This window comes from Aureimonas sp. Leaf427 (assembly GCF_001425485.1).
Lineage (GTDB): Bacteria > Pseudomonadota > Alphaproteobacteria > Rhizobiales > Rhizobiaceae > Plantimonas.
Genome location: NZ_LMQW01000023.1, coordinates 428,716 through 442,573, shown reverse-complemented (window position 1 = coordinate 442,573; position 13,858 = coordinate 428,716). Strand labels below are relative to the sequence as shown.

At 60.7% G+C, this 13,858-nt stretch carries 13 protein-coding genes and 1 pseudogene; 7 read left to right on the top strand and 7 right to left on the bottom strand.

The features are described from left to right. Positions 1-21 precede the first annotated feature (21 nt). Complete coding sequence (locus ASG62_RS15380; protein WP_056697844.1) at positions 22-252, bottom strand: DUF6429 family protein; 231 nt, start codon at positions 250-252, stop codon at positions 22-24. Between the two features lie 462 nt (positions 253-714). Beyond that, a complete protein-coding gene (locus tag ASG62_RS28055; RefSeq protein ID WP_056692098.1) occupies positions 715-1,080 on the bottom strand; it encodes an ASCH domain-containing protein in 366 nt (121 codons plus the stop codon). A gap of 107 nt (positions 1,081-1,187) precedes the next feature. Here ASG62_RS28055 and ASG62_RS15370 point away from each other — a divergent pair, with 107 nt between their 5' ends. After that, complete coding sequence (locus tag ASG62_RS15370; RefSeq protein WP_156382171.1) at positions 1,188-2,303, top strand: hypothetical protein; 1,116 nt, start codon at positions 1,188-1,190, stop codon at positions 2,301-2,303. A 62-nt stretch (positions 2,304-2,365) separates the two neighbouring features. Further along, positions 2,366-2,782 carry an N-acetyltransferase gene (locus tag ASG62_RS15365; RefSeq protein WP_156382170.1) on the top strand — a complete coding sequence of 139 codons (417 nt, stop codon included), beginning with the start codon at positions 2,366-2,368 and terminating at the stop codon, positions 2,780-2,782. On the opposite strand, the gene ASG62_RS15360 is transcribed toward ASG62_RS15365, so the two are convergent. Continuing rightward, positions 2,751-3,284, bottom strand: a complete 534-nt coding sequence (locus ASG62_RS15360; protein ID WP_056692089.1) for a hypothetical protein — start codon at positions 3,282-3,284, stop codon at positions 2,751-2,753. The genes ASG62_RS15365 and ASG62_RS15360 overlap by 32 nt on opposite strands. A 460-nt stretch (positions 3,285-3,744) precedes the next feature. Between ASG62_RS15360 and ASG62_RS25650 the strand changes: the two are divergent. Then, a pseudogene (locus ASG62_RS25650) lies at positions 3,745-4,152 on the top strand (acetyl-CoA C-acetyltransferase); the annotation flags it as partial. Positions 4,153-4,264: 112 nt separating this feature from the next. On the opposite strand, the gene ASG62_RS26550 reads toward ASG62_RS25650, so the two are convergent. The 3 genes from ASG62_RS26550 to ASG62_RS15340 form a co-directional block, all read right to left on the bottom strand. Then, on the bottom strand, positions 4,265-5,077 hold the full coding sequence (locus ASG62_RS26550) for a hypothetical protein (RefSeq protein ID WP_057180479.1): 813 nt from the start codon (positions 5,075-5,077) through the stop codon (positions 4,265-4,267). Between the two features lie 154 nt (positions 5,078-5,231). Beyond that, entirely contained in the window at positions 5,232-6,140 is a 909-nt protein-coding gene (locus ASG62_RS15345) for a hypothetical protein (RefSeq protein ID WP_156382169.1), read from the bottom strand. 398 nt (positions 6,141-6,538) lie between these two features. Further along, complete coding sequence (locus ASG62_RS15340) at positions 6,539-8,866, bottom strand: DNA cytosine methyltransferase (RefSeq protein WP_056692080.1); 2,328 nt, start codon at positions 8,864-8,866, stop codon at positions 6,539-6,541. Positions 8,867-9,053: 187 nt separating this feature from the next. On the opposite strand from ASG62_RS15340, the gene ASG62_RS15335 reads away from it, so the two are divergent. From ASG62_RS15335 to ASG62_RS15315, 4 genes are all read left to right on the top strand, one after another. Beyond that, the gene (locus ASG62_RS15335; protein WP_056692077.1) at positions 9,054-10,370 is read left to right on the top strand and encodes a TniQ family protein; all 1,317 of its coding nucleotides are present in this window, start codon (positions 9,054-9,056) and stop codon (positions 10,368-10,370) included. A 225-nt stretch (positions 10,371-10,595) separates the two neighbouring features. Continuing rightward, on the top strand, positions 10,596-10,904 hold the full coding sequence (locus tag ASG62_RS15330) for a hypothetical protein (RefSeq protein WP_056692074.1): 309 nt from the start codon (positions 10,596-10,598) through the stop codon (positions 10,902-10,904). Positions 10,905-11,274: 370 nt separating this feature from the next. After that, positions 11,275-11,829: a hypothetical protein gene (locus tag ASG62_RS15325; RefSeq protein WP_056692072.1), complete on the top strand. Its 555-nt coding sequence runs from the start codon at positions 11,275-11,277 to the stop codon at positions 11,827-11,829. A 517-nt stretch (positions 11,830-12,346) separates the two neighbouring features. Continuing rightward, positions 12,347-13,255, top strand: coding sequence for a hypothetical protein (locus tag ASG62_RS15315; RefSeq protein WP_056692066.1), 909 nt, complete (start codon positions 12,347-12,349; stop codon positions 13,253-13,255). Between the two features lie 96 nt (positions 13,256-13,351). Here the strand turns inward: ASG62_RS15315 and ASG62_RS15310 are convergent, their stop codons facing one another. Continuing rightward, positions 13,352-13,834, bottom strand: a complete 483-nt coding sequence (locus ASG62_RS15310; RefSeq protein WP_244487513.1) for a Mov34/MPN/PAD-1 family protein — start codon at positions 13,832-13,834, stop codon at positions 13,352-13,354. Positions 13,835-13,858 lie beyond the last annotated feature (24 nt).

Sequence of the window (13,858 nt, the reverse complement as noted above, 5' to 3'; positions counted from 1 at the left end):
CGAGCATCCCAATAGGCCCGATCACCCGGTCCGCGCGAACAGGGTTCGAAACAGCACCTCCGCCTGGCGCAGCCCCTCGTCGGTCAGCACGACCGACTTGGCCTTGCTCGCCGGATCGCAGATCATTCCCTTCCGGTGCAGGCGATCCATCGCGTCCCAGTCAAAGCTCTTCCAGGCACGGCGCTCATCGTGAAGCGTCAGCCATAAGAGCGCCAGAACAGCGGCGTCGATCTTCTCCTCATCGATATCCATGCTCGCAAACTTATCATGCAAACCACGCAAACGCCGCGGTCTTCATCGGATGCGTACTACCAAGTGGTGAAGCGCTTTCGATCATCGACTTTATGCCGGATGCGGATCCGTAATGACAACCATAAAGACTGCGCGGATCGAATGCGGACGGGCTACGCCGGTTTGACCGGGTCGAGGCTCGCGTCCGGCCACGCACACGAACTGGTGGTAGCATTCTTCGGTACGGCGGCCACTTTACGCGCCGATACTGCCTTGCGGGAGAAGCTGGTCAGGACCGAAAACACGCAGGATCCGCCATGACCATTTGGTACGGCCCGACGTCACTGGGGCGGGATACGGCAAGACCGGGTTTGCCAGCCCAAAAGACGCTTCCAGGTCGCTCCGACCTTAGACGTAAAGGCAGAGCTCTTCAAATTGCACCTGCCGGCGGCTATTGTAGCCGCTTCCGACCTCAACGCAGCGTCAAGGACTCGGCTCGGTCCGAACCCAAACCACGGCACCTGGCGGATGCCTGTATCGCACTGCCTCCACGTAGCACCTCGCACCCTCGAAGACCCATCCATATAGCCATCGATTGCGGACGATTGCCTCGATGTCGTCTGCTCGGTGCAAGTTCTTCGCCGAACGGAGGCTGCCCTCGTCGAGCGGACCCACGACATCCACCAGTTTCGCCTCGCCGACGATCAGGCCGCTTCCGGCCCGGATCAGTCCCACGGCCCCGCGCACGTTCGTCGGTTTCGTGCGCAGCTCCCAGGTTTTCTCGCCGGTCATGAGCAGCTCGACCCAAGGCGACCTGACGACGAGGGACTTTGGAGGGACTGGCTTCATTTCGGCACCGTTTGATCCAAGGCGAATCCTGAGCGCTCTCCATCGTTCACTAACGTTTTGCGTGCAAGGGTAGGCTCTCCCGAAACGTCATGGGTGAATTGAGGTCCGTGTCAGACACCATCACCCTATGGTTTACCAAGTCGAAGGACTCGCCACCCGGGGCAGCCATGCCATCGGCCGAGATGCACTTCAATCTCTGGCGCCACGTCCGGTCCCGCAAGGCCGACGAGGACTTCCTCGACGTGGGAATCCTAATGCGGAACGCCGAGCAATTGGGGACTCTTTCCATCTATTTGCCATTCACCTTCAAGGAGCGGCCCCAGGACCTAATGGGCCTGTTACGGGAGAAGCAGCACCTGCTGAGGGGAGTTTTCAACGAGGTCGTCGAGTTCGGCGCTTCCGTCGGCGTCGGCCAGGAGAGCTTCACGGTTCAAAAGGGAAGGCAGCACTATCTGACGTGTCACGGCGGCCTGAACCCCAGCCGCCTGACCACACGTGTCCTTGAAGACAGTGATCGAACTTGCGGCACGATCCTCACCTTCGAGGAGCCATTCTGTGCAGGCATGCGGGAACCGGGCGGACACTATCTGCGGTTCCGAATTGGTCTGGACGCCGCGGCCTCGGTAACGTTCAGTTCGAAGAAGAGTGGCTCCGAAGGGTCGCTGAGCCTTAACTGGAAGCAGCGCGAGTACACGGAAATCCGGTTCAACGAGATGCGCAGCATCCAGTCGTCGCTCCAGTCGACCCTCGACAGGGACGACCGACATGCGGTCCCGATCTCCGCGGTACACGCGTTTCTCCTTCGGGATATGGCATTCGAGCTTCTCGCCGCTCATTCACCGCCCTATAAGGTGCGACTGCTCGAGGCAGATCTCTGGCGGGGTTACGCTCCCGAGACCTTCGGGTCAGACCTCGGTCGCTTCGTCGTCTACCATTGGAAGAAGGAATTCGACCCGCCGATGGCCGACCAGAGCGTGGTCGTATTCGCGAAGTTCTCGTACGAGTCCGCGAAGGTTTACGCCTACGTGGTTGGGATCATCCTTCTCGGCGCCACGGGAAGTGCGTTGCAGGCGGTCAGCATGTCACTTTGCAACTGGCCAGCCTGGCGTTCCCTAATGCTGCTGGCCCTTTGCTGGGCGGTACTCTACCTTTGGACTGACTGGTCCGACCTGCTCCGGCGATTCGGCTGGGCGCGTTTATCGAAGGGGCCACGAAAAAAGTGAAGCTAGCATTGGATCGCGGCCGCGCAGAGTACGAGAGATGTGAACACTGCCAGACGGATGTCTTGCGGGTTTACGACGCTGTGCGCCATTTCGATCGCTACTATCCCGATTTCGAGGCGTGGTTCTGGCAAAAAGTTGTGCCGGGGCTTCATGACGGCACCCGGCGGCTGGAGACCGTCGTGCGGGATGGTGAACTGGCCGGGCTTACGATCCTCAAAGACACGGACGAGCGAAAGGTTTGCACGCTTTGGGTTGCGGATCGGTTCGTCGGCACGGGGATGGGCATCCGGCTTTTGAGAGACAGCGCGCGCTCACTGGGTAGCAAGCCCCTCGCGACCGTTCCGGAAGAGCGAATCGCAACCTTGGGGCCGGCCCTTGTCGGATTAGGGTTTGAACTGACCGATACCGTCGAGTCAGCCTACCGCCCCGGTCGGCGCGAGTTCGTGTTTAACGGCTATCTTCGCCACGCGGTCTCCTGACAGCCTCCAGGAAACGTACCATTGCAGGCGCATCCCCACTCTGCACGCAGGCGTATGGGACCGACAGGTGTTGAGCGATGCGTCGTGAACGAAGCTCCTCCATCTTCTGAAGCCCCGTGACGTCAGCAAACGTCGACGATCGGCCCTTGGCCTTGCGGCGAAGTGCGACTGCCGAGACTGAGTCCGCGACAAGCGCGACGCCATCAATCCGCATTTGATCGACGATGGACAGCGGGATGGGCCAAAGCCCATTTTCCGTCTCGAGAACCGCATGTCCATCGAACAGGATGTTCGGCGCTTCGGCGTCCGGAATTCTGCCTAGGAATTCAAGGATGGCTGTTTGGTTCTCGTCAGCTTCGACGTCTGAAAGTCCGGCGACGGGTCGGTCGAGACTGCGAAGGATACCACTCCCGCTAAGCCTCAGCAGCGAGATGTTGAAGCGGATGGCGGCCTCGATGGTGAACGTCTTTCCGACGCCGGACGTGCCTGTCACGAGAAGCAATCAATTTTTCCTTCCGCACGACACGACCCTCGGAGTCGCTTCATGCGCTGTAGGAGTCAACCGTTCGATCGGAGCGCGACGTCCTCGTCGGCCCCTCCGGCGACATCGACAATGCCGCGACACCGCACAAGGTGATGACGTGCCACGAGTACCTTGCCAACCCCGAAGTGTTCCCCGGCCAGCGCCCAAAGGTGATCAACCTTTCACGTTCGTTCGCCAACCAGAGCCGCATCGATGATCTTATGCCCTGGCAGTTCAGGCCCACTGACGCGCTCGCCGATGTGGCATGAGGATGATGCTCACGTTGAAACGAGTGCCTCGCAGATTGGACCTTGTGACACACCGTCGATGAATAATTCCGCTGTGACCAGTCTGCGATGCGGGTCGGCATGTCGAGGTGCAACAGTCGCAAGCGCGATTTCACCGCTCCGCCCCGGTTCGAGCGTGATGGACTTTTGGCTTGGGGGGCGGATCAGTTCAACAGTTCAACGGCTCGTTCGCGAACGTTCCGGCCCACGAGCTGGGAGCCGCCGTTATCCGCGGCGTCCATGATCGTGCAGGTGTCGATACTGTCGAAGTAGACGAGGTGATCCTTGGTCAGGTCCTCTCGGCTGGAGAAGGCCAGAACCCCGCCCGTCAGGCGGCCATGAAGGCCGGCATTCCCCGGGAGGCCACCGCCTGGGGAATGAATCAGCGCTGCGGTTCTGGCCTTCGTGCGGTCGCGCTCGGCATGCAGCAGATCGCGACCGGTGACGCCAAGATCATCGTCGCCGTCGGCATGGACTCCATGTCGATGGTTCCACATTGCGCGCACCTGCGGACCGGAACCAAGATGGGCGACCTCAAGAACGTGAAGCGGTTCGTCCGGCGTTGCACCCCGCATAGCCACGATAGGCGCCGACGTGACGAAACCGAGAGGTCTCGTGTCAGCTCGAATGGTGCGAAGTGGTCGCGGGCTGAGAAGGCGCAACCGATCAGTTTCAGAAACTTCGGAATGGCAGCGCACCATGCCGCGTTTCCATGCCTGCGAGACGCAGTTCACCGATTACGGGGGTAATGGCCGGATCGGGGTGTTTGGCGACCACCTCGTTCCAGTAGCGCGCGAACCACTCCACCTTGGCGTAGATTTCCGGCTGATCAAGCGTACGGTCCAGCTTCGATTGCATGATCGACTGTATTTGCTTACCGACTTCGCATAGCGGGTGCTGCAGTATGTCGGAGTTGCTTCCGCCCTGATGATTGAAGCACGCGATGTCGTTCAAATAATTCAGATACCAAACACCGTCTCGGTCCCGCAGAAGTCTGGAGTTGCGATAGGCAGACCAAACCTCGGACCGATTCGCGTAGCGATCGGCTGCGTCGAAGGCACGGGCGCCGAGTATGATTCGCGGCATTTTTGCGACCGTGGATTCGAGCCTTGCCGCTTCGTTCACGCCGACGCCGAACACTAAATCAGTCTCGTGTCGCATCCCGCCGATCGTAACCGCGCCCCGTATCAGCACACCGAGCTGCAGCAGATTCCAAGCCAACGCATCGATCGAGAGCAACAGGTGCCAAAGCCCATTCGGCGTGTCTGCGGCTGAAAGGATCAGGCTGTCGGAAAAATTCTGAGCTCGCAAATCGCTCTCACCCTCGCCGGGTGATGCCACTCGTCTCACTTTTCCCAGGGCTTCAGCGATATCATCACGCAATCCTGGATCCTTGTCCGCGCGACGGACCAGGTCGGCGAACCCAAGAATGTCAACAAAGCCCACCACACGGTCTTGATACGTGCCGATCTCCTGATTTCCCAATTCTACTACCTTGCAAAAGACGGAACTGGCAGCCGAAGGCACAACCAGGGTCCTCAAATTGGCAACTACGGCTCCTGCCATCTCTCGGGGGGTGAGCCAAAGACGCTTGAGCGGTCATTCTCGGTTCGGGCAACCCGGTCGTTAGTCAGTCAACCTAAAAACCGCGCCGGGCTTGAAGGGAGTCGAGCAGCTGCCGCCTGTTCAGTTCTATGATGGCATCCTCTGTGCGGTATTCTTCAGTACTGGGCGCAAGCGAAAGTGCGACAGTGACTTCGTGGACGTCCTTGCGGGCGGCCTTGAAGGAGCCGATGGCACTTGCCAGAAAAATGTCATCGGTCGCTGGCTCAAGCGTGAGCTTTGGGTCCGCTCCGACCGACAGTTCCGTCGTGAAAGTAAGTTTTTCCACCAGAGTTCGCGGAACGGCGGCTTCCGAGGGACTTGCTGGCTTCGACAGCCCGGCCGTCTCAACGAGGAGAAGGTATGTCCGCAGTGTCTCCGCCAGTCCGATGCGGCCCGCCAGAGGATAGAGGATGTTGCTGCGGAAGCGTCCTCCCGCGACGGATCGTTGGCAGGTTCGATCGAGCTCGCGTCTGACAAAATACTCCTCAACGACGTCGACTGTCCGGAAACTCCGGGTGTTCTGCCGGGTGAGATTGGCGGCAGCCCCTAGACCGAGATCGAACAACCCCGCAGAAACCACATCCCTGAGCCCGGCGGAGACTGAGTTCGTGTTCGTCTCTGTCAGCTCGAAACGGAAATCGTAGATAACGACGATACCCTTGATGCTGGAGAGAAGAGTCTGCAGCTGCGGGTGAAGACGATCCTGCCGAAGATTGACAAGCTCGCCGCCGGCTTCCAGCTTGCGACGCTCTTCCTGCGTGTCGGCGTCATTGAGATATTGCTCCTCGCCCGGATCTTTCATGATCTCGACGAGGGCCTGCTGAATGCCGTCGCGCGCTTCACAGCGAATGCTCTGCACAATGCCGAGCGTGTAGCTCTTGTCGTAGTCGCCCGGCGCGGGATGGATGGCGCAGCTTGCAAGTAGCGAGCAAGTCAGTGCCACGACTGAGACTCGACGCATCCGACCGCCTTTCGCTCGAAGGTTCGTCGAATTCTGCATATGCAGTCGACGGAGTCCAATCGCCAAATTTTCCGTTTGCGACGAAAACGGATGTCAGCATGTTGCTCAGCGTAACTGGCCTCGCGCATGCGGCTTTCGATGGCGACGGGTATTGCAGTATTTCACGCGGTGGATCTCCCGACCCACGGTCGCTCGGAATTAAAGACAACACCGCTCGCTTCAACCGAAGCGCCCGCGGATACCTTCCTTTGGATCCGTACGTCGAAAGATGCCGCAGACCATTCCGTCCAGCTTCTACCGCCGTCTGGCACTACCTCGGCCACCGGAGGCCGAGGTGGTGTAGGGATGGCTTTGTTGCATTTTGTGTTTAGCACCACCCATCAGTCGGCAATGGTTGCCTCTGACTCCGAAACGGCGTCGTTAGTGACTGCGGTCTTGGGCTCCGGCAGTCGTCCAGCTCGCCAAGCCTCTGGATCGACCCAGTACTGTACGAAGTGCTCGGCCTCGGTCTCTTCCCTGTCGTTACCTTCGTACGGAGCATAGTCGCTCTCCGTCAAAGCCCCGACTGGCGCTCCATACTGGCGCTGATGCTTCCACATGTTTTCCGGCCACGGACCGAACTTGCGCCGCAACGCGCTGTAGTCGATGTCGAGTACGTCGCCTTCGGCCCAGCTGGGGTCGCTCATCGAGGACGTTTCCCGCAACAGTGCCAGCGGCAAAGTTTTCCGCTGTCCTTCCGGCTGCCGTTCGACATGTGAAGGAGCAGCCACGGGCCCGCCTTTGCGACGGAGGCTGTCAGGGGTGATGACATAGTGGCGGCCTTCATATCGCCGCTGGGCCTCGGGGTGAAACTCCTCACCTGTCAAAGCGGACGCGATGGCACAACCGAGGTGCAGCGCGACAACTGGCGGGAAGGCATTCGCGATCTGCCGATAGACGTCGCGCTTGCTTCCCTGGAAGGGCCACTTCGGTGAGAAGCCCTGCAGCGCCGCAATCACCTTGTTCGTCGGCATCAGTTCCCCGACATGGTCGTGCGTCGGAGCGTAGTCGCCCCATCGGCTGACGGCAAAATCAATTTTCCCCCAGACCTCCCGCGACTTCGGCTGTCCGAAATCCGGGCTGGCCTTCTTTAGGCTGCCGCCAATGACCGTCGGCGCGGTGCGATCGAGCCGATCAACGAGATCCTGTGGCAGCTCGAAGCCCCGGGCAGTCAGAACGGATGCGAGGGCCTCCGCCATCGTATAGGGCATCTCGGCATAGTTGCCGGCGGACACGGGCCACTTGAACCGAGCCATTGCCGCTTTGTCGTTGAAGGCTACGAGGATGGCGCGCTTGCGATCCTGGGGGACTCCAAAGTCAGTGCAATGAACGACCCGCCACTCCGCCTCGTATCCCATCTTCGAGAGCTTCCTTAAGATGCTTAGGCGGTACGGATCATGTGCCGGGCCCAGCAGGCCCGTCACGTTCTCCAACATCACGGCGCGCGGCTTCAAGCTCTTCACAAGACGCAAAGCCTCGGGGAAGCAGTCGCGATCGTCGTCTTTGCCCTTGCGCTTCCCTGCCTGTGAGAATGGCTGACAAGGCACCCCTCCCGCGAGAAGGTCGATCGGACCGACATCACCCGGTTCGTAGCCGACAAGATTAGCTTCGATGACGTGCTCCGGACCGAAGACAGCGCGCAACGTCTTACACGGTCCGGCTTCACGTTCGAGCATGCCCACGTGCTTGAACCCGGCCTTCGCGAGGCCCGCAGCCTGACCGCCGCCGCCCGCGCAGACCTCGAAGGCAGTCAGGCCGTGTTTGAAGACAGACCCGAACAGCGAGTCCTGCAAACGCGAAAGTGGCTCGGGCTTGATCGTCGCTGTCATGGTTTCGGACTCCTGGGGCACCGAGTTCATCGGCGGGGCGGAATGCAGATGGTCAATTTGGTCTTGGACGAGAGAGGCGGCGACGCCGAGGTCTTCTGGATTCGAGGAGATTTTGAGCTTGCCAACGGCGTTCGCCAGAGCTCGAACCGTGTTGCGGTTGGCGTCCTGGGGATCCGATCCGGATGCCATTGCCATGAGCTGCGTATGGAGAGACCGGGCCGCATCAACGATATCGAACGACGGGTCCCGTTCGGTCGATGCGAGCGCGGCCGACAGCTTTTCAAGCTTGCGCGTAACCTCGGCGGCATGCTCGCGGGCGGCCTTCCGGAACGCCTTCATTCCGATGACCGTATCGGGCTCATTGGGCTGTTCACGGATCGCCAACTTCATTTCGGCGACGCTGATCCGGCGATCGGAAGCAAGGCTGGCAACGACCCTTTCGATGGTCGCATCCGGAGCGGAAGCAAGGACGACTGCCGCCGACGGGGTCAGGTTGGTCTCGAGCAGGACTCCCTTATGGGCGCCGAGGCGGACTGCCACCTTGCGATACCCGAGGACGGTCCGAGGCTCGATCTGGCATTGGTGCTTTACCCAAACGCCGAACGATCCCTTGAGGAGGGTGGCAGCTTCCTGGAACGCAAAACCCAGTTCGAAAGTGGCCTTGAGACTGTTTTTTCCGATCGAATTGACGTCGTCGCACAGTTCCCTGACGCGATCGGTGATCGCGCGCTGCTCGGCACGCTTGACAGCCAGCGCTTTGAGCCTGCGTTGCTCGGCGGCGAGCTGCTTTTCGGTCTTGATGACTTTCGGTTTCGATTTGGCCATTTGCGTCTCGATCATGAGTTGTCACGTCGAGGTTTGGCACCTCCGGGTTAAGCTGCGTTTCGGAAGGCGATTAGACTTTTAACAGTAGTGCAATCGCAGCTAGCAACGGCGACGCGGTTCTCAATAGTAAACAACTACAAGACACCAAATATTAGCTTTCGGTTGCGTAGATCCCGTTCATCATCAATCGGAAATAGCTGATATGAACATTCATTTGGCGAGGTCTGTCGAGAAAGTCAGCCTCGGGGCCGGCGAGCCGGCAGCGTGGCTGCTGACCCGTCTGGCCCGTCACAACGGATACGAGGACGTCGCGAAATTCGGGAGCGTCATCGGTGTATCGGAGGCTGAGGTCCGCCGCGGCAATCAGATCGATGAGCTGAGCCAGATCGCTGGTGTGGATCCGAACCTCGTTCGTGAATGGTCGCCTGTCGGGACCAGCAGGGTGAAGGCACGCCTGCGCGGCGAAATCATCCGTATGCCATGGGACTGGCGCAATCCCGCCATCGGAAGAAAGGTCCGTTTTTGCCCTAACTGCGTCGCGGAAGATCTGCGCGGCGGGCAAGACACCCCGGCGCGGGTGCCCTTCGTCCGGGCATGGTGGTGTCTCAGAGACGTTCATCACTGCCATGTCCACGGGAACGTGTTGCTGGAGACCGCGGATACGACGTCGGCCACCATCACGGCCGACCTCTGGAGCGAGTGTGCCGGGAGGAAGGTAGACATCGCCGATACTGCATCGATTGCCGCAGATCTTTACGTGCTCGGTCGCATTGGCGTGACGGAACGTGTGCTGATGCCAGGCCTCGATGAGTTCGAACTGGGCGAGGCTTCGGCGGTGCTGTCGTGGCTTGGCGAACTGGCGACCGTCGGAAAGGAGGCGCTCGACATCAGGAGCTTGCCCTTCGGCGAGGCGATGGGGGTTCGCTCCGCTGGACTAGAGATCGCCAAGGATTGGCCGAATAGGATTGAACGCCGGCTCCAAGAGCTCTTCGAAATGCCGCGAGCGGGGAAGGGTGGCCCGAAGGCCGTCTACGGTCGCTTCTACAACCGTCTGTACGACCAGCGGTTTGGGCGGGACGGTCACGAGGCCCGGACAGCCCTGGCGCAGATCGTAGAGGAGCATGCCCTTGAACGCCTTCCGTTCGGGGTCGACACTACCTTGTTCGAAAAGCCGACGTTCTCCAGTAAGATGGTCACGCTGCAGCATGCGGCACTGATCTCGGGGTTCAAGAAACCCGACTTCATCAAGGTCGCCGCAGGGATGGGGATCATCCTGGAGGAGGGTGACGAACTTCGTCGTCGCGGGGTCGAGCGTGCGTTGGCGGACGACTTGGCGGACATCCGGCGTAGGTCGCTCACCGGGGAGGAACTGGCCGACGAAGCATGCTTGGACCTCGAGGACATCGTGCGTCTCAAGTCTTCGGCTGTCATCGCGCCGTACCTGGCTGGCGCCACCCCAGCCATGGATCTTTACCACTCGGACGCGTTGCAGACGCTAATGAACAGGGAGGTCTTGTAAGCCGGCGGAAAGCCTCTGGCCGATCGGAGTCTGAAGTCGTGAAAGCGGCTCGGCGCTCGTCGCGGCAGTGGCGCCGAAAGTGGACGCCGGGGGCTTGCCGGAGACGGCGCTATCCGAGAGCCTTCCATCTCGCAGTCAGCGAGGGGTGCCGATGACAATCGTCGGCATTCCCAACTGACGCTCGAGCGCCATCACGCGCTGGTCAAACGAAAGGAAGCGATCGACATGTCCCAAGACCGTTATGAGGTGGACGTAGCCATTACCGCGCTCAATAAGGCGGTGAGTGACATGCTCGCATTCGAGAGAAGCGAAGATTTTGGTGATCACTCGCACCTCGATGCTGGTTCCCCCTACCGTCTTGCGAAAAGCGAAGCTAGGAGGGCGATCAAAGCGATTGAAGTAGAGGGCCTCACGCCGCAGACCGCTGCCAAGGGAACCCTGGCACTGCTTGGCGCCGTCTTGCTGACGACATACGAGAGCCATCCGGAGTTCATCCATTCCGCCAGGCGTATGACAGAGGCCGCAGGCCGCTGATCGGGTTGCCGGCAAATGCAACTCGCCACCTAGCTTGGCGAGCCACCGCTGCTTTCGGAGACGGCGTGTCCTATAAGGAAGGAGAGGAATCGCCGATCTTATCGAAAGCTGGTCGGCAGCCGCGTGCTCCGCTGGTCCCGGCGCGAGGGCTGCAGCAGCGAAAACTTTCACAGACAAACTGGAAAACTTCTCCACCAGTCAGGGATCCGCTGGGCTCGGGCGACCTGCCGCGAAGACGTGGATCTAGCGCGCTTGAACGGGTCGTAACCGACGGCCGCTTGTCGCTTTCTGTCAGCTCCCCGAGCTTCCGTTGGAAGTTGCGGAGGGGAACATGGCCGGAAGGAATGGAAAGGGGAGGCGCGGGACGTCCATGCCGCCCGTGTCGACCGAATGGAGCGAGCCGTTCCCGGGAGAGGCACGGCGCGCCGTTATGGTCGACCGCGACGTCGCGATCCTGCGGCGCTCCGACGGGGACGTCGACGGTCACGTGTCCGGCTGGCTCTTGATCGCGATGCGGGGTAACCGCTGGTATACGGTCGAGTACGCCGGGACGCTCGAGCAGGCGGACAACCTTGCGCGCGACCTGGCGGCGCCGAACCTCGTTTCACACGAGATGCGGACGTCGTTCGAGCTGCGGCGGGTCAACCTGACGGCGGAACTCACCGAGGCGACTGGGCAGCCCTTTATCGAGGTCCCGCTGCTGAACGTGGAGTGGGTCCCGGACGACTCGGTCTTCGTCGTCGGCAACAGCCACCGCCTGACGCTGAACCCCGGCGTCGTCGTTGCGTCGGATGCCGGAGAGCGCCTACGCAACGAGCGGCGGGGCAGGGAATCGGCCTACCACGCGGCGATCATCGAGGAACGCGACGCTCGTGTACGCCGAGCGTGCCGCGACACCTCGGAGTCTCTGGCGAGGCGCTACTGACGGTACGGTTCGAAGGCACGGGGCAAGAGTTTGGCCCACGGAAGGTTGCGCCCGACAGGCGGCACTTGCGAACCCTTTGGTGTTATCCAGCTTCTGATCTGGATCCTCAAAGCGCGGTCGTCCGCAGGGCTCGTCGGCGCGGACGACGGCGGTCGCATGGTGCGACTTACGATAGCCGGGGCGCAGGTATATGGTGCAACTGGGTTGCTCGATGTCGTCTCCACTTCCTTGAACGCCGCAGCGGCCCGCAGTACGGCCAGCCTCCTTACGATCGACTGACCTGCAAATGCGCGACTACTGCCGTGCCAGGAACCGCCGTCCTCGCTCCTGAAAGGGCGCCGAGTGCTCGGCACCGTGTTCCGGTTTCCTCCGGAGGCCTGGTGCGGTAGGTCCGCGTGCTTTGTAAGAAGACCGGCAGCCCGCGTTCCTAGCGCACGGAGCCTTTGTCTCTGATGAGGCCGCCAAGTGACTTCTGAAGGGTTCAGCAGCGCTAAGGTTTCCTGACAAAGGTTTCGTCATGCCGACCCTGTCCGCTTCCAACATCCCGACGCCAAAATCCTGGGACGAGTTCGAGGATATCGCCGTGGCCGCAGCGAAATTGCGGTGGGGCACGCCGAATTCCTTTCGTAACGGCCGGACCGGACAGGCGCAGAACGGCGTGGACGGTTGGGGGACGACCCCTTCCGGTCGCCGGATAGGCCTTCAAGGAAAGAATACTGTCGGCGGTGTGACCCAGGCTACCGTCTTGAGCGAGATCACGGCCGCCGAGTCCTTCCAGCCCAGCCTCGACGAGTTGTACGTTGTAACCACGGCGCCTCGCGACGCGCGAATTCAGCACGCGGTCCGCATGATCTCCGACACGCGCACGGCTGCCGGCCAGTTTACCGTTGCCATTCTATTCTGGGACGACATCGCCTCGGATCTCATGCTCGATGACGACGTGTTCTTTCGTCACTACCCTCAATTGAGGTCCTTAGACGACGCGGCGCGGGAGCATGACGATGCGTTGGCCGAGAAGCTGTTGGCCCTGTTGCCGTCCAACGGCGTTATTCGCTTCGTGGACGAGAATAACATGGCCGGATTTCTGTTTCGGTTGGACCGTTTCGAACCCCTTCGGACCTTCGTCTACGATTGGAACAACGCCGAGCATGAGTTCCTTCACCCCGAACTTGAACTGGCCAAGCGCTCCCTTTGGCAGAAGGTAGATGCCTATGTCGGACTGTTGAACGCCAAGACATACCCGTCGAGATCGAACTCCGAATGGTTTTCCGTTCCCGGGGAATGGGAACTCGATCACCCGCAGATGTTTCGGCAGGTCGTGGAAGAGTTCCATTCGCTGGCAGGCGAGATCGTCGCCCTCCATGCGGAATTCATACGGACATCGAAGCGGGTCCTCATCGGCGGGCAACGTTCCCCGTCGAGTTAACGACAACTGGCTTCAGATAGCAGACCGGATCGTCCTCGCCTTGTCTCGCTCCGCGCCAACGCAACTTAACGTCCACAGTCCTGATAGCGAGCGTTGCTAGCCTTTGGAATGCCCCCCAATATACATCCAGCGCCTCCTACGAGGCTGCGCTTGTAGACGGTGGCATGAGCTGCCGTCGCATAGCGCCACGAACAAGCCGTCCGGGAACGGGGCACGGCCGACGACGACCATTAGAAACGCATTCAAGTGATGACTCGACGAGAGGAAGGCAGCCTGGGCGCTGACGATGTCGGTCGTCGATGGGGACGGCCGTGCCTCCGGATGGGTATGCCAGTCCCCGACGAAGTGCAGTCCGCATCGGTGTCGGTCCTGGATTTCGCGGGTCTCGGCTCGGCGGTCGGGCATGAACGAATGCCGAGTTCGCACGTCAGCATGGCGGGGAGGCGTGGCCTCCTGCACGTCGACCGTTCCAGGGTCCTCGAAACCTGCGAATAGCTGACCGCCGCTTTCCCGTCCGAACAGCCAGCCTTGCCGATGGCGGTTGAATGTCCGGAGAACATCGGGCCGCAGCCTCAGCATCTGGCCACTGCCACCTATGGGATA

Bases quoted from the DNA above. Each gene is read 5' to 3' on its own strand.
- ASG62_RS15310 (WP_244487513.1), bottom strand. From the start codon at position 13,834: ATGCTGAGGCTGCGGCCCGATGTTCTCCGGACATTCAACCGCCATCGG.
- ASG62_RS15330 (WP_056692074.1), top strand. From the start codon at position 10,596: ATGTCCCAAGACCGTTATGAGGTGGACGTAGCCATTACCGCGCTCAAT.
- ASG62_RS28055 (WP_056692098.1), bottom strand. From the start codon at position 1,080: ATGAAGCCAGTCCCTCCAAAGTCCCTCGTCGTCAGGTCGCCTTGGGTC.
- ASG62_RS15325 (WP_056692072.1), top strand. From the start codon at position 11,275: ATGCCGCCCGTGTCGACCGAATGGAGCGAGCCGTTCCCGGGAGAGGCA.
- ASG62_RS15380 (WP_056697844.1), bottom strand. From the start codon at position 252: ATGGATATCGATGAGGAGAAGATCGACGCCGCTGTTCTGGCGCTCTTA.
- ASG62_RS15335 (WP_056692077.1), top strand. From the start codon at position 9,054: ATGAACATTCATTTGGCGAGGTCTGTCGAGAAAGTCAGCCTCGGGGCC.
- ASG62_RS15315 (WP_056692066.1), top strand. From the start codon at position 12,347: ATGCCGACCCTGTCCGCTTCCAACATCCCGACGCCAAAATCCTGGGAC.
- ASG62_RS15340 (WP_056692080.1), bottom strand. From the start codon at position 8,866: ATGATCGAGACGCAAATGGCCAAATCGAAACCGAAAGTCATCAAGACC.